The 19,628-nt window shown below is 73.4% G+C and carries 20 protein-coding genes and 1 riboswitch; of the genes, 17 read left to right on the top strand and 3 right to left on the bottom strand.

Going from position 1 to position 19,628, the window contains the following annotated elements:
* Positions 1–44: 44 nt before the first annotated feature.
* From ACSNOB_RS14010 to ACSNOB_RS13950, 13 genes are all read left to right on the top strand, one after another.
* Positions 45–515 (top strand): MarR family transcriptional regulator, encoded by a 471-nt coding sequence (locus ACSNOB_RS14010; RefSeq protein ID WP_436687039.1) that lies wholly within the window; start codon positions 45–47, stop codon positions 513–515.
* A gap of 315 nt (positions 516–830) precedes the next feature.
* Positions 831–1,472 (top strand): CDP-alcohol phosphatidyltransferase family protein, encoded by a 642-nt coding sequence (locus ACSNOB_RS14005; protein ID WP_436687038.1) that lies wholly within the window; start codon positions 831–833, stop codon positions 1,470–1,472.
* Positions 1,469–2,407: a DUF881 domain-containing protein gene (locus ACSNOB_RS14000; RefSeq protein WP_436687037.1), complete on the top strand. Its 939-nt coding sequence runs from the start codon at positions 1,469–1,471 to the stop codon at positions 2,405–2,407. The genes ACSNOB_RS14005 and ACSNOB_RS14000 overlap by 4 nt, the downstream gene beginning before the upstream one ends.
* Positions 2,404–2,736, top strand: coding sequence for a small basic family protein (locus tag ACSNOB_RS13995; protein ID WP_091106953.1), 333 nt, complete (start codon positions 2,404–2,406; stop codon positions 2,734–2,736). Before ACSNOB_RS14000 ends, ACSNOB_RS13995 begins: the two co-directional genes overlap by 4 nt.
* Before the next feature lie 10 nt (positions 2,737–2,746).
* On the top strand, positions 2,747–3,706 hold the full coding sequence (locus ACSNOB_RS13990) for a DUF881 domain-containing protein (protein ID WP_436687036.1): 960 nt from the start codon (positions 2,747–2,749) through the stop codon (positions 3,704–3,706).
* A 56-nt stretch (positions 3,707–3,762) separates the two neighbouring features.
* Positions 3,763–4,143: a glycine cleavage system protein GcvH gene (gene gcvH / locus ACSNOB_RS13985; protein WP_393107921.1), complete on the top strand. Its 381-nt coding sequence runs from the start codon at positions 3,763–3,765 to the stop codon at positions 4,141–4,143.
* A 215-nt stretch (positions 4,144–4,358) separates the two neighbouring features.
* Positions 4,359–4,811, top strand: coding sequence for an oxoglutarate dehydrogenase inhibitor Odhl (gene odhI, locus ACSNOB_RS13980; protein ID WP_393107919.1), 453 nt, complete (start codon positions 4,359–4,361; stop codon positions 4,809–4,811).
* 50 nt (positions 4,812–4,861) lie between these two features.
* Positions 4,862–5,563 (top strand): transcriptional regulator FtsR, encoded by a 702-nt coding sequence (gene ftsR, locus ACSNOB_RS13975; protein ID WP_436687035.1) that lies wholly within the window; start codon positions 4,862–4,864, stop codon positions 5,561–5,563.
* Between the two features lie 177 nt (positions 5,564–5,740).
* Positions 5,741–6,205, top strand: a complete 465-nt coding sequence (locus ACSNOB_RS13970; protein ID WP_120730687.1) for a bifunctional nuclease family protein — start codon at positions 5,741–5,743, stop codon at positions 6,203–6,205.
* Positions 6,206–6,395: 190 nt separating this feature from the next.
* Positions 6,396–6,992, top strand: a complete 597-nt coding sequence (locus ACSNOB_RS13965) for a MerR family transcriptional regulator (protein ID WP_436687034.1) — start codon at positions 6,396–6,398, stop codon at positions 6,990–6,992.
* Between the two features lie 650 nt (positions 6,993–7,642).
* Positions 7,643–8,041, top strand: a complete 399-nt coding sequence (locus ACSNOB_RS13960) for a group I truncated hemoglobin (RefSeq protein ID WP_436687033.1) — start codon at positions 7,643–7,645, stop codon at positions 8,039–8,041.
* A gap of 2 nt (positions 8,042–8,043) precedes the next feature.
* Positions 8,044–9,222 (top strand): globin domain-containing protein, encoded by a 1,179-nt coding sequence (locus tag ACSNOB_RS13955; protein ID WP_436687032.1) that lies wholly within the window; start codon positions 8,044–8,046, stop codon positions 9,220–9,222.
* Between the two features lie 109 nt (positions 9,223–9,331).
* Positions 9,332–10,048, top strand: coding sequence for a DivIVA domain-containing protein (locus ACSNOB_RS13950; RefSeq protein ID WP_436687031.1), 717 nt, complete (start codon positions 9,332–9,334; stop codon positions 10,046–10,048).
* Between the two features lie 46 nt (positions 10,049–10,094).
* Here ACSNOB_RS13950 and ACSNOB_RS13945 read toward each other — a convergent pair whose 3' ends face one another.
* Entirely contained in the window at positions 10,095–10,754 is a 660-nt protein-coding gene (locus ACSNOB_RS13945; protein ID WP_436687030.1) for an NAD(P)H-binding protein, read from the bottom strand.
* 97 nt (positions 10,755–10,851) lie between these two features.
* Here ACSNOB_RS13945 and ACSNOB_RS13940 point away from each other — a divergent pair, with 97 nt between their 5' ends.
* A complete protein-coding gene (locus ACSNOB_RS13940) occupies positions 10,852–11,724 on the top strand; it encodes an NAD-dependent protein deacetylase (RefSeq protein ID WP_436687029.1) in 873 nt (290 codons plus the stop codon).
* 35 nt (positions 11,725–11,759) lie between these two features.
* Here ACSNOB_RS13940 and ACSNOB_RS13935 read toward each other — a convergent pair whose 3' ends face one another.
* Positions 11,760–12,122 carry a YybH family protein gene (locus ACSNOB_RS13935; protein WP_436687028.1) on the bottom strand — a complete coding sequence of 121 codons (363 nt, stop codon included), beginning with the start codon at positions 12,120–12,122 and terminating at the stop codon, positions 11,760–11,762.
* Between the two features lie 90 nt (positions 12,123–12,212).
* Positions 12,213–12,311: riboswitch (glycine riboswitch) on the top strand.
* A gap of 73 nt (positions 12,312–12,384) precedes the next feature.
* Here ACSNOB_RS13935 and gcvP point away from each other — a divergent pair.
* The gene (gene gcvP / locus ACSNOB_RS13930; RefSeq protein ID WP_436687027.1) at positions 12,385–15,207 is read left to right on the top strand and encodes an aminomethyl-transferring glycine dehydrogenase; all 2,823 of its coding nucleotides are present in this window, start codon (positions 12,385–12,387) and stop codon (positions 15,205–15,207) included.
* Between the two features lie 126 nt (positions 15,208–15,333).
* Here the strand turns inward: gcvP and ACSNOB_RS13925 are convergent, their stop codons facing one another.
* On the bottom strand, positions 15,334–15,534 hold the full coding sequence (locus tag ACSNOB_RS13925) for a DUF5999 family protein (protein WP_088993863.1): 201 nt from the start codon (positions 15,532–15,534) through the stop codon (positions 15,334–15,336).
* Between the two features lie 96 nt (positions 15,535–15,630).
* Here ACSNOB_RS13925 and ACSNOB_RS13920 point away from each other — a divergent pair, with 96 nt between their 5' ends.
* On the top strand, positions 15,631–16,851 hold the full coding sequence (locus ACSNOB_RS13920; RefSeq protein WP_436687026.1) for a chorismate-binding protein: 1,221 nt from the start codon (positions 15,631–15,633) through the stop codon (positions 16,849–16,851).
* Positions 16,852–16,925: 74 nt separating this feature from the next.
* Positions 16,926–19,625 carry an AAA family ATPase gene (locus tag ACSNOB_RS13915; RefSeq protein ID WP_436687025.1) on the top strand — a complete coding sequence of 900 codons (2,700 nt, stop codon included), beginning with the start codon at positions 16,926–16,928 and terminating at the stop codon, positions 19,623–19,625.
* The last annotated feature ends 3 nt before the right edge of the window (positions 19,626–19,628 follow it).

The raw sequence follows: 19,628 nt of genomic DNA, 5'->3' as shown, positions 1-19,628 counted from the left end.
CCGGGACGGCCGGGCACGAGCGGGACGATCGCAGGGGACACCTGGTGGAACGACCTCCGGATCTCGCCGCGGCGATCGACGCCGCCGCCGAGGCGCTCGTCGGTGTGCTCGACTCCGCCGCCTCCCGGCACCAGATGCCCGTCTCGCCGACCCAGCTGCGCGTGCTGTCGCTGATCAGCAGCCGGCCGGAGACCAACGTCAACGGCCTGGCCGAGTTGCTGGACGTCGTACCGTCCTCGGCGAGCCGGCTCTGCGACCGGTTGGAGGCCACCGGCCTGCTGCGTCGGGTGGCCGACCCCCGCGACCGGCGGGAGGTGCGGCTGGTGCCGACCGCCGCGGCCGAGACGCTGCTGCGCGAGTTGAAGGAACGCCGCCAGCGGGCCGTGCAGGCGGTGCTGGACCGGATGCCGGGTCGGGCGCAGCACGAGCTGTTGCTGGCCCTGCAGGCATTCGAGCAGGCCGCCGCCGCGGCCGTGGCGGAGCCGCAGCCGGACGCGTCGGTCCGTACCGCCTGACGCCCGTCCGCGCCCGCCGTGGTTCGATGCTTCCCTCTAGTGTCCTAGGATGCCTTAGGGGTAGTGACGGTCCCGACCGAAACGAACGGACCGCCGAGGGCGCACCGCGCCTGAGGCCGGGAGGGCGACGGGGGGCCCGATATAGTGGCAGCGCAGTCAGCCGGCCCGAGATCGTCACGGTCGCGGGCCGAGTCAGGCGCCGGTCCCGTCAGGGATCGCAGGGGGTGCCGGCGTCAGCCGGCCCGACAGCGTGCACGTGCCTCCGCGCCGCCCGTCCTCGGTCGGGCGGCGCGGACGTGCGGCGGAGGAGGTTCGGTGTCGCGTCGGCCGGCTCGCTCGGAGCACCCGGAGGCCGGCGCCGGCACGAGCGCACCGGCCGTGGGGGACCGCGTCCTGACCCTGCCGAACCTGATCAGCTTCGTCCGGCTGCTCGGCGTCCCGCTCTTCCTCTACCTCCTGCTCGTGGCGCACGCCGACGTGGCCGCGATCGTGGTGCTGGCCGTCGGCGGCACGACGGACTGGGTGGACGGGTGGGTCGCGCGCCGGATGCGACAGGTCAGCCGGCTGGGTGAGCTGCTCGACCCGGCCGCCGACCGGCTCTACATCCTCGCCACCCTGGTGGGGTTCACCGCCCGGGACGTGGTGCCCTGGGAGTTCACCGCGGCGCTGCTGGCCCGGGAGCTGCTCCTGCTCGGGTCGCTGGCGGTGCTGCGCCGGTTCGGGTACGGCCCGCCGCCGGTGCACTACGTGGGCAAGACCGCGACGTTCCTGCTGTTGGCCGCGTTCCCGGTGCTGCTGCTGGCGGCGGCGGTCCCGGACGCCGCCGCGGTGGCGGGGGCGATCGGCTGGGGGCTGGCGTGGTGGGGCCTGGTGCTCTACTGGGTGGCCGGCGCGATGTACGTGGTGCAGGCGAGCCGGCTGGTCAGGGCCGTGCGGGCCGGGGGAGCGTCGGCATGACGCCCCCGTCGGGCGCGGGACGCTCCGACCGGGTGTACGCCCCGGACTTCCTCACCGAGCTGTTCCGCAACCCGTTGGACCCGGGGTACGCCGACGCGGCGGCCCGGCGCCGGGAGCGGCAGGCGCCGCCGTCGGGCTGGCGGCACTGGTCGGCGCGGTCGGTGAGCCTGGTCGTGGCGGTGTTGCTGGGGTTCCTGTTCGCGGTGGCGTACCGGCAGACGCTGGAGGCCGAGCCCGGGCGCAGTCAGGCCCGGTCCGGGCTGGTGGAGCAGATTAAGCAGCGGGAGAGCGAGACCGACCAGTTGTCGGCGCGGGCGGACCAGTTGCGCGCGGAGGTGGCGCGGCAGCGGGCCGCGGCGCTGGGCGGCTCGGAGGCGGCGCGGTTGCGCAACCTGGAGGCGGGCACGGGCCTGGGTCGGGTGCGCGGTGACGGTGTGGTGGTGCGGCTGGCGGACGCGCCGCAGAATCCGGACGCGGTGACGGGCAGGGACGTGGGTCCGTCCAGGGTGATCTACAGCGACCTGCAGGGGGTCGCCAACGACCTGTGGGCCGCCGGCGCGGAGGCGATCGCGATCAACGGGCAGCGGTTGACGGCGACGTCGACGATCCGGTCGGCGGGGCAGGCGATCCTGGTGGACTTCCGGCCCGTGACGGGGCCGTACGAGGTGTCGGCGATCGGTCCGGGGTCGATGCGGGACCGGTTCGAGGACAGCCGCAGCGCGTTGACGATGCGGAAGGTGGCCGAGGACACGGGGTTGTCGTTCGGGGTTCGGGAGGCGGAGGACCTCACCCTGCCGGCCGCTCCGGAGCCGCGGCTACGCTACGCGGAGCCTCCGGTGAGCGCGAGTCCGTCGCCGTCGGGGGCGGACCGTTCCGCCGGTCCTCAGCCGTCCGGTTCGAGGACGTCTCCCAGCCCCTCCGGAGGTGGTCGATGATCGCGGTGCTGGCGTTGCTCGCCGGTGTGGTGCTCGGGGTGTGGCTCGATCCCACGGTTCCCGCGGGGTTGCAGCCGTACCTGCCGATCGCGGTGGTGGCGGCGTTGGACGCGGTGTTCGGCGGGGTGCGGGCGAAGCTGGACCGGATCTTCGACGACAAGCAGTTCGTGGTGTCGTTCATCTCCAACGTGCTGGTGGCGGGGCTGATCGTCTATCTGGGCGATCAGCTCGGCGTGGGTGGTCAGCTGTCGACGGGCGTGGTGGTCGTGCTCGGTGTGCGGATCTTCGGGAATGTGGCGGCGATCCGTCGGCACCTGTTCCGGGCGTAGGTTTGTGGCGATGAGCAGCAGCGACGAGCACACGGAGACGGGCACGGGTTGGCCGCAGCCGGCGGGGCCGGTGCGGCCGTCGGGCCCGGCGGGGGAGCCGGATCCGCGGCCGGACGCGCCGGATCCGGACGAGTTGAGCCCGTTGGCGCCGCAGCGGTCGGCGCCGGCGGCGGAGCCGGACGTGGCGGAGCCGGACGAGGGCGCGACGGTGGACCTGAGCCGGGCTGCCGGCGCGGGCGGGTCGGTGGCGGAGGGCGCGGGGTCGTCGCCGCGGCGGCGGGTGAGTTCGGCCGGGGTGATGATCTCGGCGCTGCTGGCGTTGTTGGGCTTCACGCTGGTGGTGCAGTTGAAGTCGACGTCGACGGATCCGACGGTGGCTGCGACGCGGCAGGAGGACCTGGTCCGGATCCTGTACGACCTGAACTCGCGGGAGGTCCGGCTGCGGCAGGACATCGCGGCGCTGGAGGAGAGCCAGCGGCAGTTGCGTTCGGGTGAGCAGGGGCGGCAGGCGGCGTTGGACGAGGCGACGCGGCGGGCCGACGAGTTGGGCATCCTGGCGGGGACGTTGCCGGCGAAGGGTCCGGGGTTGGCGGTGCGGTTCGAGGCCGGTGAGAGGCCGATCTCGGCGTCGCGGGTGTTGGACGCGGTGCAGGAGCTGCGGGGCGCGGGCGCGGAGGCGATGCAGATCTCCGGTGGTGACCGGGCGACGGTGCGGATCATCGCGTCGACGTACTTCCTGGACGGGGAGGGCGGGTCGTTGGTGGTGGACGGGCGTCGGTTGACGGGCCCGTTCACGATCACGGTGATCGGTGATCCGGCGACGATGCGTACGGCGTTGAACATTCCTGGCGGGGTGGTGGCGTCGGTGACGGGTGACGGCGGTAAGTTGATCGTTGAGGATCGTGAGGCTGCCGAGGTTTCGGCGCTGCACGCGCCGATCAAGCTGGAACACGCCCGTCCGGTCTCCTGACCGGCGCGGCTCGCACCGGTGGTTGTCCGGTGCGTCGATGGTGAAGGACGCGTCTGGTGATTCCTGAGGATCTGCGGTATACCGCCGAGCACGAGTGGGTGGCGGGTGACGGTGGCGGCCCGGTGCGGGTCGGCATCACCCACTTCGCGCAGGACGCCCTGGGTGACATCGTGTATGTCCAGCTGCCCGATGAGGGTGCGGTGGTGGCGGCCGGTGAGTCGTTGGGTGAGATCGAGTCGACGAAGAGCGTGTCGGAGATCTACGCCCCGCTCAGCGGTACGGTGGCGGCGCGCAACGAGGCGCTCGGCGACACCCCTGAGGTGATCAACACTGATCCGTACGGTGCGGGTTGGTTGGTGGAGATCACCCCGGACGATCCGGCGGCGGTCGACGGGCTGCTGTCCGCGGACGCGTATCGTGAGCTCACCGAGAGCTGAGTGCGTCCCCTCCGGGCGCGGTGGCTGTGTCCGCGCGTCCGGTTGCCCTGCATTTCGGCGCTGGCTAGGCTCGCCCAGTCGACCGAGAACCCAATAGTTGAGCGTTGCGGAATTGCCTTCCCGGGCACGGGGAGCCAGCCGCCGGGTGTTGGAGTGCCCGGCGGCCAGACCCGCCATTACCCGACGCCGACCGAACAGATCCGTGAGGTGGTCCCATGACGCGCCCAGGCGACGAGTTCCCCCCGCTCGACGTCACTTCGACGCTCAATCTCGGTTCGCTCGACGAAGTGCTGGAAGGGCCGGACACCGATGTGGTGCCGAGCCGGATGTCCGGTTCGTTGCCGCCGGGTATGGCGCTGCTGGTGGTTCGCCGTGGTCCGAATGCGGGTGCCCGGTTCCTGTTGGACCACGATGTGACGACGAGCGGCCGGCACCCGGACAGTGACATTTTCCTGGACGACGTGACGGTGTCGCGGCGGCACGCCGAGTTCCACCGTGACGGTGGCACGTTCACGGTGCGGGACGTGGGGAGCCTGAACGGCACGTACGTGAACCGGGAGCGGGTCGAGGCGGCCACGTTGAGCAACGGTGACGAGGTGCAGATCGGCAAGTTCCGGGTGGTGTTCATCGCCGGTCCGCGCCCGGAGGCGGAGGCCGGCCGGGGGTGAACGAGCCTGCGGCCTCCACGCCGCCCGGGGCGGCCCGTGCCCAACCGTTGATGAGTATCGGTGAGGTGCTGGGCCAGTTGCGGGTGGATTTTCCGGACGTGACCATTTCGAAGTTGCGGTTCCTTGAGGCCGAGGGCCTGGTGGAGCCGCAGCGGACGGCGGCGGGTTACCGGAAGTACAGCTGGGATGACGTGGCGCGGTTGCGTTTTGTGCTGACCGCGCAGCGGGACCAGTATCTGCCTCTGCGGGTGATCCGTGATCAGTTGGCGCAGTGGGACGCGTCCGGGGAGTCGCCGGGTCGGCAGCGGCCGACGTTGGTGGCGGTGGGTCCGGGTGGCGAGGTGCCGGGTCGGGCGTCGGATGAGCCGGCCGAGTCGCCGCAGGTGCGGCTCGGCCGGGCGGATCTGGTGGCGCGCAGTGGTATCGACGAGTCGACGTTGGGTGAGTTGGAGCGGCTCGGTGTGCTGGTGTCGGATCCGCCGGGTTGGTACGACGACGATGCGTTGATCATCGCTCGGGCGGTGGCGGGTCTGGCGGCGTACGGGTTGGAGCCGCGGCATCTGCGGGCCTACCGGACGGCGGCGGACCGGGAGGTCGGTTTGTTCGCGCAGTTGGTGGCGCCGTTGGCGCGGCAGAGTGATCCGGCGGCGCGGGCGCGTGCGGCGGAGACGGCGCGGGAGTTGGTGGCGTTGTCGCAGCAGTTGCACGCGGCGTTGGTGCGGGTGGGGTTGCGGTCGACGTTGGGTCGGTGATCCGGCGGGGGTCGTGGGGAAAGATCTGTCCCGGGAAGCGTGTCGTAGGCTTGCCGGGGTAACCCCTTTCTGGCGCGGGCGTGGTGCAGGTAGCGCATGGGACGGCCGTGTCGCGGTCCGTGTACCGTGCAGGGAAGGGCACGGTGCGGCGTAGGTGACAACGACACGGAGGCGGCGGTGCGCGAGCTGAGCGTGGTCGGAGTTCGGGTGGAGCTGCCCAGCAACCAGCCGATCGTCCTGCTCAGGGAGGTCGAGGGGGACCGCTATCTGCCGATCTGGATCGGCGCGGTCGAGGCGACGGCGATCGCTTACGAGCAGCAGGGGGTCAAGCCGGCCCGGCCGCTGACCCACGATCTTCTGCGGGATGTGCTGGCGGCGTTGAAGGCGCCGTTGCGGGCGGTGGAGATCACCGAGCTGAAGGAGAACGTCTTCTACGCCGATCTGTTGATCGGTGACGGCGTGCGGGTGTCGGCCCGGCCGAGTGATTCCATCGCCTTGGCGTTGCGGGTCGGTGCGCCGATTCGTTGTGCCGAGGAGGTCCTCAGCGAGGCGGGGATCGTGATTCCCGACGAGCAGGAGGACGAGGTGGAGAAGTTCCGCGAGTTCCTGGATCAGGTGCGTCCGGAGGACTTCGCCGGCTGAGTCCGTTCCTTTCCCCCGGGGCGTCACCCAGCGTGACGCCCCGGCGCGTTGGGTGATCTTCGTTGTCGTGGCGCGGCGTGTCGCGACGGTTCCTCCGGGGCAATTCCTGAAGGCGGCTATAGGGTTGCCGTGTCGAGGGGTGCACGTCCCGGAAACGACGTGTCACCGCACTGGCGGGGAGGTTGTCCGGATGCACGAGCCGCGAGATCCCGATCCGGGTACGGAGCTGGACGAGCCGGGTGTGGCGCCGCCGGGGTCGGCGACCGAGGGTGACGACGCCGTGGGCTATCGAGGTGTGACGGCCTGCCACGCGGTGGGGATCAGCTACCGCCAGTTGGACTACTGGGCGCGCACCGGGTTGGTGGTGCCGAGTGTGCGGGACGCGTCGGGTTCGGGCACGCAGCGGTTGTATTCGTTCCGGGACCTGGTGGTCCTGAAGGTCGTGAAGCGGCTGTTGGACGCCGGGGTGTCGTTGCAGAACATCCGGAAGGCGATCGAGGCGCTGCGGTCGCGTGGGGTCGCAGACCTGGCGGGCATCACGTTGATCTCCGACGGCACGACGGTGTACGAGTGCCGGTCGCCGGAGGAGGTGGTCGACCTGTTGCAGGGCGGCCAGGGGGTGTTCGGCATCGCGATCGGTGGGGCGTTCAAGGAGATCCAGGGGTCGCTGTCGCATCTGCCGGCGGAGCCCGCGACGTCGGCGCCGGCGGGGCCGCCGGTGACGTCGGCGGGGGAGTCGGTGGGCGACGAGTTGGCGGCGCGCCGGGCCCGACGCCGGGCTGGCTGAGCGGTCGCTGCGGCTGGGCGACCCCCGGCTGGGCGGTCGCTGCGGCGCGGCCGGGTACGGTCCGGCCGGCGGCTCCGGTGTCGGGGCCGGTGGAGTTCGCCGTGGTCGCGTGGCCCGGTCGTGCGGGTGAGCGCGCGAACTGTCAGGTGGGATCCGGTGACGTGACCCGCCCGGGCTTTTCTCCTGTTTCGTGATGACGCAGGGTATGTACGCGGCTTTCGGGCGACTTGTGTCCGTGGCAGGCCCCTCGACGTGGCGACGTGGTGCGCCCGGGGCGGGTCTGCGCCGTCGCGCCCTCGATCGGCCGGGCGTTTGTGGTGGTCAGCCGCGTGGGGAGGCCGTCGTCGGGGTTGGCCGGCCGCCGGGGTCCGGTGTGGAGCGTCGCGGGGCGCGGAACGCGCCGGCGATGACGGAACGTGTCGGGCCGTGGGCCCATTGTAGATCTGGCGCCCTGCGTAATGTGACTCTGTGTGACCGACGCTGTCGGGCATCCGATAGGGCGGCGGTGACCGCGGCGGCACGACGCGCTATGGTCCCACACGCGGTTCGGCTGATGCGGGTGTCACCAAACGGTTGACGTCGCGCGCCGGGCGGACCGTCTGCCCCTTTGCGCCCACCCCGCGCGAACCCCTCAAGCGGAAGGAACGACCGTGACGGTTACGGAAGAAGCCACCCCCATCTCCCACTACGAGCGCATCGGTGGCGCCAGTTCGGTGAAGGCCGCGGTGGAGCTGTTCTACGACAAGGTGCTGGCGGACCCGGAACTCGCCGGCTACTTCTCCAACGTGGACATGGTGGGTCAGCGCCGGCACCTGGCGTTGATGCTGACGGTGGTGTTGGGCGGGCCCAACGAGTACGCCGGACGGGGTCTCGCCGAGGCGCACCAGCCGCTGAACATCCCGGTGGAGCACTACGCGATGGTGGGCGCGCACCTGACGGCGACGCTGACCGAGCTGGGTGTTCCGGCCGACATCATCACGGACGTGCAGGGTGTGCTGGCGCAGGTGCAGGACCAGGTGGTGGCCGCCGGCGACGGGTCGGGCGCCTGAGCGTGGACGCCGCCCGGCTCAAGCAGAGCTGGTCCCTGGTCGCGGCGCACGGCGACCAGGTGCCGCTCTATTTCTATTCGACGCTGTTCCTGGCGCATCCCGACACCCGGCAGATGTTCCCGACGAACATGGCGGGGCAGCGGGACCGTCTGGTCACGGCGCTGGGGCACATCGTGTCCAACGTGGACCAGGTGGACCGGTTGGTCGGTTTCCTGACCGACCTCGGCGCCGACCACCGTAAGTTCGCGGTGCGCGCGGAGCACTATCCGGCGGTCGGGGAGGCGCTGCTGGCGACGTTGCGGCACTTCCTCGGTGAGCAGTGGACCGAGGACCTGGCCCAGGACTGGGCCGCCGCGTACGGGTTGGTGTCCAAGGTGATGATCGACGCCGCGCAGGCCGCGGAGGCGGTGAACCCGCCGTGGTGGGTGGCGGAGATCGTGGGTCACGAGCGGCGGGGCTTCGACGTGGCGGTGCTGACGTTGCGGCCGCAGTACCTGCTGCCGTTCGCTCCGGGCCAGTCGATCGGGGTGTCGCACCCGGCGGTGCGGTCGTGGCGGTACTACTCCCCGGCGAACGCGCCCCGGGCGGACGGCACGTTGGAGCTGCACGTGCGGGCCGCGCCGGGTGGCGCGGTGTCGTCGCGCCTGGTGTACGGGTGCACGGTGGGGGACCAGATCCACCTGGCGGCGCCGGTGGGTGACCGGTTGACCCTGTGGTCGGCGGGGTCGGCGGACCTGCTGCTGTTGGCCTCGGGCACGGGCTGGGCGCCGGTGAAGGCCCTTGTGGAGCAGGTCGCGGCGGAGGGTTCGCGGCGCACGGTGGACCTGTACGTGGGTGCCCGGTCGCGCAGCGAGTTCTACGACAGCGACGCGATCGACAAGTTCGCGTCGTCGTTTCCGTGGTTGACCGTGACGTACGTGGTGGGCGCGGACCTGCACCGTCCGGGTGAGTTCACGCATCCGGTGGACCGGGCGTTGGCCGACGGCGACTGGCGCTCGCGGCACGTGTACGTGTGCGGTTCGGACGAGATGGTGTCGCATTCACTGTCGGCGCTGGCCCGGGCCGGCTACCACGCCGGTCAGTTGCACCACGAGGGGCTCGGCACGCACTGGTACGGCCCGGCGTGGCGGACGGCCATGGAGCAGGCGTCCGCTCCTGACAATTCCGGAGGTGCCCGGTGAGCGCGAGGAGTGAGCTTGCGAGCCCCGCAGTCGCGAACGAAACGGCGACGCTCGTGAGCGCGAGGAGTGAGCTTGCGAGCCCCGCAGTCGCGAACGAAAGGCGGTCCCGGTGAGCGCTACCCCGATCAGCAGGTACGACGGTGTGCACGTCTCGGGCGGTGTGCAGGTGCGGATGACCGCCGACCGGGTGCGGCGGTGGGAGTTCGGCACGGCCTCGTTCACCCGTCGGGGGTACGACAACGCCGATGTCGACCGGTTCCGGATGCAGGTGGCCGACGAGTTGGACCTGCTCGCGGCGCAGATCGCGAATCTGCGGGCGGAGAACGAGCGGCTCAACGACCATCTGGAGCTGCACCGGCACGGGGTGCTCCCGAGCGCGCCGGCGGCGGCGGCCGTGCCGGCGGCGAAGGAGGTGAACCTGCTGTCGGCGGCGCAGCGGGAGGCCGAGCAGATCATCGCGCAGGCGCACGACTACGCCCGGCGGGTCGCCGAGTACGCCCGGGTGCAGTACGAGAGCTACATGCGGGCGGCGGCGGAGGAGGCCCGGCAGGAGGCGGAGCGGGCGGTGCAAGACTACCGCGCGACGGCCGGGCCGAACTTCGACGACGGGGTGGCGGCCCGGGAGGCGCTGCGGATCTACGGCGAGATGATGATCTCGCACATGCAGGCGGCGGCCCGGCATCTCGACGACGGCACCGAGCAGTTGGCCCGGACGATGGAGCGGTTGGCCCGTGACGGTGGCGCGCCGCCGGTCGGGTCGGGTGGCGCGCCGCCCGTGGGGGCGGGTGCCGCGCGGGGCGCGTTGCCCCGGCACGGTCAGCGCTGACGTCGGTCGTCCGGGTCGGTCCGTGCACCGGGGCCGGCCCGGGCGGTCAGCCGGCGGTGACGGAGGCGATCGCTTCGGCGATGGTGGTGTCGCCGCCGACCAGTTCCAGGACCAGCCCGGCGGTGCGGGGCTCGTAGAGCAGGGCCACCAGGACGCGGGCGACGTCGGTGCGGGTGACGGCGCCGGGCGGCACGTGCCGGGCGAGGGTGATCCGCCCGGTGGGCGGGTCGTCGGTGAGCCGGCCGGGTCGCAGCACCGTCCAGTCGAGGTCGCGGCCGGTGAGGTCGTCCTCGGCGGCCTTCTTGGCCCGCAGGTACGCCGCGAACACCTCGTCGGTGCCGGTGGGCGGCTCGTCTTCCACGCCCATGGCGGAGACCAGCAGGTAGCGGCGGACGCCGGCGCGTTCGGCGGCGTCGGCGAGCAGCACGGCGGCGGCCCGGTCGACGGTGTCCTTGCGGGCGGCGCCGCTGCCGGGACCGGCCCCGGCAGCGAAGATCGCCGCGTCGGCGCCGTCGAGGTGCCCGGCGAGTTCGTCGACGCCGACGTGTTCCAGGTCGGCGACGACGGGACGGGCGCCGGCGGCGGTGAGCGCGGCCGCGTGCTCGGGGTTGCGGATGAGGCCGACGGCGGTGTCGCCGCGCCCGGCGAGTTCCCGGTGGGTGAGTTGGGCGATCTTGCCGTGGCCTCCGGCGATGACGACGCGCATACCTGCCAACCTAGTCGCCGCTGCGGTGCGGCGGGCGGGGTCGCGGGGGCCGGCGGGGTGTTCGCCGGGGCGCGGGTCGTTGAGGCAGCATGGACGGGTGACGGAGACGATCGACGCGCTGGCGGGCCTGGTGGCCGGCGGTGGTGTCGTGGTGTTGAGCGGCGCGGGCCTGTCCACCGAGTCGGGCATCCCGGACTACCGGGGGCCCAGCGGGGCGGCGCGGCGGCACACCCCGATGACCTATCAGGTGTTCACCCGGGACGCGCACGCGCGGCGGCGTTACTGGGCGCGCAGCCACCTGGGGTGGCGGGTGATCGCGCGCGCGGCGCCGAACGACGGGCACCGGGCGGTGGCCCGCCTGCAGCGCGGTGGCCTGGTCGACGGGGTGATCACGCAGAACGTCGACGGGTTGCACACCGCGGCGGGCAGCTCGCGGGTTGTGGAGTTGCACGGTCGCCTCGACGAGGTGGTGTGCCTGGACTGCGGCAACCAGACGTCGCGGGAGGAACTGGACCGGCGGCTGCGGGAGGCGAACCCGGGGTTCGACGCGCGGGTCGCGGCGGTGAACCCGGACGGTGACGTGGATCTCGCCGACGACGAGGTGGCCCGGTTCCGCACGGTCGACTGCGGGTTCTGCCGCGGGGGCGTGCTCAAGCCCGACGTGGTGTTCTTCGGCGAGACGGTGCCGGCACCGCGGGTGGCCCGCTGCTTCGACATGGTGCAGCGGGCGCGGCTGCTGCTGGTGCTGGGGTCGTCGTTGACGGTGATGTCGGGACGACGCTTCGTGCTGCGGGCGGCGAAGCTCGGCATACCGGTGGTGATCGTCAACCAGGGGCCGACGCGGGGCGACGGGTACGCGGCGTTGACCATCGACAAGCCGTTGGGCCGGTTGTTGCCGGCGTTGGCCGACCGGACGGTGGGGGACGGTGGCATGGGCGTGGCGCCGGCCGGGCTGACCGCGGTGCGGTAGCCCGCCCGCCCCGGTGACGGCCGTCGTCGCCTGCTTCAACCGGCGGCGCGGGGCTGGTCGATGACCCACCGCCAGGTGCCGTCGGGGCGGCGGCGGGCCACCTCGACGGTGACGCCGCCGCCGTCGAGCCGGGTGGAGGTCAACGCCAGGTCCCCGGCGCGCAGGGTCGGGCGCGGCTCGCCGGGGGTGAAGGTGGGCCGGTCGGCCAGCAGCGCCGTGAACGCGGCGCGGATGGCCTGCGTGCCGGTGGCCGGGCCGGCGGGGGTGGCCAGCACCGCGTCGGGCTCGTAGAGGGCGAGCAGGCCGTCGACGTCACCGGCGTTGGCGCGGGCGACGAAGAACCGGCCGAGGTCCTCGGGGGTGGTCGCGGGTTCGGGGTGGGTCGCGGACTCGGGCATCTGTCACACCTCCACAGCTCACCGTGATCGTCCTGCGGGGGTACGACATCCGCCGGGGAACCGGGCGCTGGTAGCGTTGACCATGCCGGTACCACCCACGTGGGAGAGACCGCCCAGCAGCATCTCGGGCGGCGCCGAAGGGGCAAATCCTCCCCGGAACCTCTCAGGCAAAAGGACCTCGTGGGCAGGCACTGTGGAGCGCTGCGCGGCGCGACAGAGGGGGAGGCCGACCTGTCGACCTCGCCTCAGGGGAGCGCCGCCCATGACCGCAGAGCAGTTCGCCGCCCGCCACATCGGCCCCGAACCGGCCGACGAGCGCCGGATGCTGGAGGCCGTCGGCTACGGCTCGATCGACGAGCTGATGGACGCGGCGATCCCCGAGGTGATCCGCTGGCACGGCACCCTGGACCTGCCGGAGCCGGCCACCGAGCACGACGCCCTCGCCGAGTTGCGGGCTCTCGCCGCCCGCAACACGGTGGCCGTGTCCATGATCGGTCTGGGCTACCACGGCACGCACACCCCGGCGGTGATCCGCCGCAACGTGCTGGAGAACCCGGCCTGGTACACGGCGTACACGCCGTACCAGCCGGAGATCAGCCAGGGGCGGCTGGAGGCGCTGCTGAACTTCCAGACGATGGTCACCGACCTGACCGGGCTGGCCACCGCGAACGCCTCGATGCTCGACGAGGGCACCGCGGCGGCCGAGGCGATGACCCTCGCCCGCCGCGCGTCGAAGAGCAAGAGCCCGGTGTACGTCGTCGACGCCGACACGCTGCCGCAGACCATCGCGGTGATCACCAGCCGGGCCGAGCCGCTCGGCATCGACGTGCGGGTCGTCGACGTCGAGCGCGACGAGCTGCCGGCGGAGTTCTTCGGCCTGCACCTGCAGTACCCGGGGGCGTCGGGGGCGGTGCGCGACCACGCCGGCCTGGTCGAGGCGGCGCACGCCGTGGGGGCGCTGGTGACCGTGGCGGCGGATCTGCTGGCCCTGACGCTGCTGCGCCCGCCGGGGGAGATCGGCGTGGACATCGCCGCCGGCACCACGCAGCGTTTCGGCGTGCCGATGGGCTTCGGCGGGCCGCACGCCGGCTACCTGGCGGTGCGCTCGGGGCTGGAGCGGATGCTGCCTGGGCGCCTCGTGGGGGTGTCCCGCGACGCCGACGGCAACCCGGCGTACCGGCTGGCGTTGCAGACCCGCGAGCAGCACATCCGCCGGGAGAAGGCGACCAGCAACATCTGCACCGCCCAGGTGCTGCTCGCGGTGATGGCCGGCATGTACGCCGTGTACCACGGCCCCGACGGGCTGCGCGCCATCGCGGCGCGTACCCACGAGATGGCGGCGCGGCTCGCGGCCGGGCTGCGCGCCGGTGGGGTGGGCGTGGCGGACGTCGCGTTCTTCGACACCGTCACCGCGACGGTGCCCGGCCGGGCCGCCGAGGTGGTGGCGTCCGCCGCGCAGCGGGGGGTGAACCTGCGGCTGGTCGACGCCGACCGGGTGGGGATCTCCTGCGACGAGACGACCACGCCGGCGCACCTGGCGGCCGTGTGGGCCGCGTTCGGCGTGGACGCTGTCAGCGGCGACGTGGACGTGGCGCTGCCCACCGACCTGGCCCGCACGTCGGACTTCCTGACCCACCCGGTGTTCCGCAGCCACCACTCCGAGACGGCGATGCTGCGCTACCTGCGGCGGCTGTCGGACTTCGACTACGCCCTGGACCGGGGGATGATCCCGCTCGGGTCGTGCACGATGAAGCTCAACGCCACCACCGAGATGGAGCCGGTGAGCTGGGCGGAGTTCGCTCACATCCACCCGTTCGCGCCGCAGGCGCAGACCGCCGGCTACCGGGAGATGATCTCGCAGCTGGAGGCGTGGCTGGCGGAGGTGACCGGTTACGACGCGGTCAGCGTGCAGCCCAACGCCGGCTCGCAGGGCGAGCTGGCCGGTCTGTTGGCCATCCGGGCGTACCACCGCGGCCGCGGCGAGGGGCACCGGGACGTGTGCCTGATCCCGTCGTCGGCGCACGGCACGAACGCGGCCAGCGCGGTGATGGCCGGCATGCGGGTCGTCGTGGTGGGCTGCGACGCCGACGGCAACGTCGACCTGGTCGACCTCGACGCGAAGATCGACAAGCACCGCGACGCCCTCGCCGCGATCATGGTGACCTACCCGTCGACGCACGGGGTGTACGAGACGGGCATCGCGCAACTGTGCGCGAAGGTCCACGACGCCGGCGGTCAGGTGTACGTCGACGGGGCGAACCTCAACGCGCTGGTCGGGTTCGCCAAGCCGGGCAGGTTCGGGGCGGACGTGTCGCACCTGAACCTGCACAAGACGTTCTGCATCCCGCACGGCGGCGGCGGGCCGGGTGTCGGGCCGGTGGCGGTGCGGGCGCATCTGGCGCCGTTCCTGCCCGGCGACCCGCTCGGCGCGCACGTCGACGGCAGGCCGGCCATCTCGGCGGCCCCGTACGGGTCGGCGGGGATCCTGCCGATCCCGTGGGCGTACCTGCGGATGATGGGGGCGGCGGGGCTGGCCCGGGCGACCGGCGTGGCGGTGCTGGCGGCGAACTACGTGGCGGCGCGGCTGCGCGCCCACTATCCGGTGCTGTACGCCGGCAACAAGGGCCTGGTGGCGCACGAGTGCATCCTGGACCTGCGGCCCCTGACGAAGGCGACCGGGGTGAGCGTGGACGACGTGGCGAAGCGGCTGATCGACTACGGCTTCCACGCGCCGACGATGTCGTTCCCGGTGGCGGGGACGCTGATGGTGGAGCCGACCGAGAGCGAGGACCTGGCCGAGCTGGACCGGTTCTGCGACGCGATGATCGCCATCCGGGCGGAGATCGACAAGGTGGGCTCCGGGGAGTGGCCGGCCGGCGACAACCCTCTGGCCAACGCGCCGCACACGGCGGCGATGGTGTCCGGGGACGAGTGGCCGCACCCGTACCCGCGGTCGGTGGGGGCGTACCCGGGCGGGGTGGACCGGGCCGGGAAGTACTGGCCGCCGGTGCGGCGCATCGACGGCGCGTACGGCGACCGGAACCTGGTGTGTTCCTGCCCGGCGCCGGAGGCGTTCGAGAGTTGATGTCGCGTCACGCCGGGGCGGTCGTGGTGCCGCCCCGGCGGGTGCGCCGACCTGGGCGGCGGGTGTCCCGAACCGGGGGACTAGCCTGGGTCGACGCCAAAATGGTGCGTGACGGAGCGTGACAGGTTAGGCGACGAGGGCGTGTCGGGCCGGGCCGCGGTGCGGGGCGATGGTCCTGCCGTCGGGGAGTAGTTCGCCGGTGTCCTCGAAGACGATGACACCGTTGCAGAGCAGGCTCCAGCCCTGCTCAGGGAAGCAGGCGATGACCCGGGCGGCTTCCCGGTCGGTCGCTTCGGCGGAGGGGCAGGTGGGTTGGTGCTGGCACATCGGGATCTCCGGACTGTGGGGGCACTGTGTCATGGTTCACATGACCAGTGACGCACAGTACCAAGCGAAAGTGGCCGGCATCGAGCAGGTATGCGCGTGGTTTTCGGGAAATCCACTGAACGGATGAGGCAGAATGGGCCAGACGGCGTGGAAACGCTCCCACGGACGATAGCGGTCGATGTGCCGGCGGCGCCGGCCGCGTGCCGCCGTACCCTCGTCGAGCGGGCTCGCTGGCAGTGGCGCCCCGCCGACGGCGGCGACCCGGCGGCGCTGGCACAGGAGTTCCTGGCCGCGCACGGCCTGCCCCTGCACGACCTGGCGCGCCCCGCCGCCGGTCACGACCCCGCCGGAGCCTGCGGGGCGGCCCTCTACGTCTCCGCCGCCGCCGGCGCCGCCCTGCTCGGCGCGCCGCCCGGGGCGGCCAACCCCGTCCCGGCGCTGCCGGAGGTCGCCGTGGTCGTCTACGGCCACGGTCCGGCCGGCGCGCCGGCCGCCTCGCACGCCCGGTGGCGGCTGGGCGGGTGGGCGGAGAGCTGGACCCCCCGCCAGCACGCCGACGCCGTGACCGCCGTCCGCGCCGCCATCGGCCGCGGCGACGTCTACCAGGTCAACCTCGTCGGGCACGCCGCCGCCCCGTACACCGGCGACCCGCTGCCCGCCCTGGGCCGGCTGGCCGCGCTGCCCGGCGCCCGCTACGGCGGCACCCTCACCGGGCCGGGCTGGGCGATCGGCTGCGCGAGCCCGGAGACGCTGGTCGAGCTGGCCGACGGGCGGCTGGTCACCCGGCCGATCAAGGGCACCCGGCCGGCCACCGCCGCCGGCCGCGCCGAGCTGCTGGCCTCGGCGAAGGAACGCGCCGAGCACGTCATGATCGTCGACCTCGAGCGCAACGACCTGGCCCGGATCGCCCGCACCGGCAGCGTGCGGGTCGACGAGCTGTTCGCCGTACGCCGCTGGTGCGACCTGTGGCAGGCCGAGTCGACGGTGTCGGCGGCGCCCGCCGACGGGCTCGGCCTGGCCGACCTGCTGCGCGCGGTCTGCCCGGGCGGCTCGGTCACCGGCGCCCCGAAGCTCGCCGCGCTGGCGCACATCGCCGCCCTCGAGCCGGTCGGGCGGGGCGCGAGCATGGGCGCCCTCGGCTGGGTCGCCCCGGGGCGCATCGACCTGGGGCTGACCATCCGCACCGCCGCCGTGGACGCCGACCGCGTGCACGTCTGGGCGGGCGGGGGCATCACCTGGGGCAGCGACCCCGACGCCGAGGTCGCCGAGGCCGCCGCGAAGACCGGCCCCGTGCGCGCCGCGCTCGCCGGGCGCTGACCCGCGCTCGCCGGCGGGCACCCCGCCGCCCCGTGCGGACGGGGCAGCGGGCGGATCTCCTACAGTCGGTGATCGTGCTCTACGGCAGACACGCGGAAATCAGCGCGCTCGACGAGGTGATCACCCGGGCCCGCGACGGCTGCGGCGGCGCGGTGGTGTTGCGGGGTGAGGCAGGCGTGGGCAAGACGGCCCTGCTCGACGCGGCGGCCACACGAGGCGGCGCGATGCGCGTGCTGCGCACCACCGGCGTCGAGGCCGAGGCCGACCTCGCGTTCGCAGCGCTGCACCAGGTGCTGTGGCCGGTGACCGGCTCGCTCGACGCGCTGCCCGAACCGCAGCGCGACGCGGTGCGCGCGGCACTGGGGCTCGCCGCGGACACCGCCGGCGACCGGTACCTGCTGGGCGCTGGCGTGCTCTCGCTGCTGGCCGAAGCCGCCACGCCGGACGGGCTGATCTGCGTCATCGACGACTTCCAATGGGTCGACCGGGCCTCGGCCGACGCGCTGCTGTTCGCCGCCAGGCGGCTGGGGACGGAAAAGGTCGCGATGTTGTTCGCCGTACGCGGGGACGCTCCGGTCAAGGGTGTGCCCCGGACGGTGCGGGTGCGGGGCCTGCCCGGTGCCGCGGCGGCCGAGATGCTGGCGTCGCGCAGCGGCGTGCGGCCCGCTGTGGCGCGGGAACTCGTCACGCTGACCCGCGCGAACCCGCTCGCCCTGGGCGAGATCGCCGCCCGCCTGACACCCGCGCAGCTCGCCGGGCGCGAGCCGCTGCCCGACCCGCTGCCCGGTGGTGCCCGGCTGTTCGGCGATCAGGTGGCCGCGTTGTCCGCCGCCGCCCGGCTGCTCGCGCTGGTCGCCGCCGTGGAGGCCGACCTCGACCTGGTCCTGCGCGCCACCGACCGGTTGTCCGCCGAGCGGACGACACGGCCCGGGAAGAACCTGGGAACCCCGACGGGGCGGACGGCGCTGGCCGAGCTGGAGGAGTCCGGCCTGGCCGAACTCTCGGGCACGCGCGTGCGCTTCCGCCATCCGCTGATCCGGTCGGCGGTGTACGAGGCGGCCACCCCCGCCGAGATCCGCCGGGTGCATGCCGTGCTCGCGGAGCTCACCGAGGGTGACCGTCGCGCCTGGCACCTGGCCGGCGCCGCCATGGGCCAGGACGAGCGGGTCGCCGCCGAGCTGGTGGCCGCCGCGCAGCGGGCGCGCGACCGCGGTGGGTACGGCACCGCCGCCACCGCGCTGGCCCGGGCCGCCGAGCTGACCCCCGAGCCGCCCGCCCGAGCCGCCCGCCTGAAGGACGCCGCCATCGCGGCCTGGCTCGGCGGCCGCCCTGGGCAGGCGGAGTCGCTGCTGGCCGAGGCCCGCGACCACGCCGGCGCGGACGCCGGCCTCGCCATGGAGATCGCCCAGCTCCGCGGCCGCTTCGAGCTGAACTCCGGCAACGCCGCCGAGGCCGTGCGGATCCTGGCGGCGGGTGACAGCCTGGAGATGCTGGCCGACGCCGCGGAGGCCGCCTCGTACGTCGGCGACACGGCTGCCGTCATCGCGCTCGGGCGCAGGGCGGCAGCGCACCCGGAGGGATTCCTGCGGGACACGGTGGCCGGGATCGGCCTGACGCTGGACGGCGACGCTGCCGGGCCGGGCCTGCTGCGGCGGGCGCTGACGCGGGTCGGCGAGCTCAGGGAGGCGGCGGAGTACCTGTGGGCGGCGGCCGCGGCCAGCCAACTGGGCGAGTCGGATCAGGCGACCGAGATGGCCGAGCGGGCCGGACGGGTGGCCAGGGTGTCGGGGATGACCGGGCAACTGCCGGTCGTGCTGGAGTTCGTGGCGACAGCCGATCGCCTCGCCGGGCGGTTGGCGGACAGCCAGGCCGTCTCCGAGGAGGGCCTGGAACTGGCGCGCGAGGCCGGCTACGAGAACACCGTGGCGGCGCACCTGGCCAACCTGGCGGTGCTGGCGGCGCTGCGGGGCGAGGAGGAAACCTGCGAACGGCGGGCCCGCGAGGCGCTGGCCATCGCCGTACCGCATCGGGTCGGTCTGCGGGTGGGCGTCGCCGCGTACGCGCTGGCGCTGCTCGACCTGGGCCTGGGGCGCTACGCGACGGCGCACGACCGTTTCACGGCCATCGCCGCGGCGGGACCGGGTGCCGGGCATCCCACGGTGGTGTGGCGGACGGCGCCCGACCGCGTGGAGGCCGCCGTGGGCGCGGGCGACGAGGTGGGTGCGCGGGCGGCGCTGGAGGCGTACGAGCGGTGGTCGGCGCACGCGGCGACGCCTGAGTCGCGCGCCCTGCTGGCCCGGTGCCGGGGCCTGGCCGAGTCGAACGAGGACGCCTTCGGCGAGGCGTTGCGGCTGCACACCAACCCGTTCGAGGCGGCCAGGACGGCTCTGCTGCTGGGTGAGCGCCTGCGCCGCGCGCAGCGGCCGGGCGAGGCACGGGCGCATCTGCGGACGGCGTGGGAGACGTTCGAGCGGGCGGGCGCGCGGCCGTGGGCGAGGCGCGCGCAGGGTGAGCTGCGGGCGGCGGGCGAGAGCGGGCAGGCCCCACCCTCGGCCGTGCTCGACGCGCTGACCCCGCAGGAGTTGCGCATCGCGGGCCTGGTCGCCGACGGGTTGTCGAGCAAGCAGATCGCCGCCCAGCTCTTCCTGAGCCCGCGCACGGTCGAGTACCACCTGTACAAGATCTATCCGAAGCTGGGCATCGGATCGCGTACGGAACTGGCGCGGCTGGTAGTTCTACGGAAGGCACCGGCGGCGGAAGCGGACATGCTTTGAGGC

This window comes from Micromonospora sp. URMC 106, from assembly GCF_051386395.1.
GTDB lineage: Bacteria > Actinomycetota > Actinomycetes > Mycobacteriales > Micromonosporaceae > Micromonospora.
Note: the sequence above shows the minus strand (reverse complement) of the source record. Positions and strands in the feature narration are given on the sequence as shown.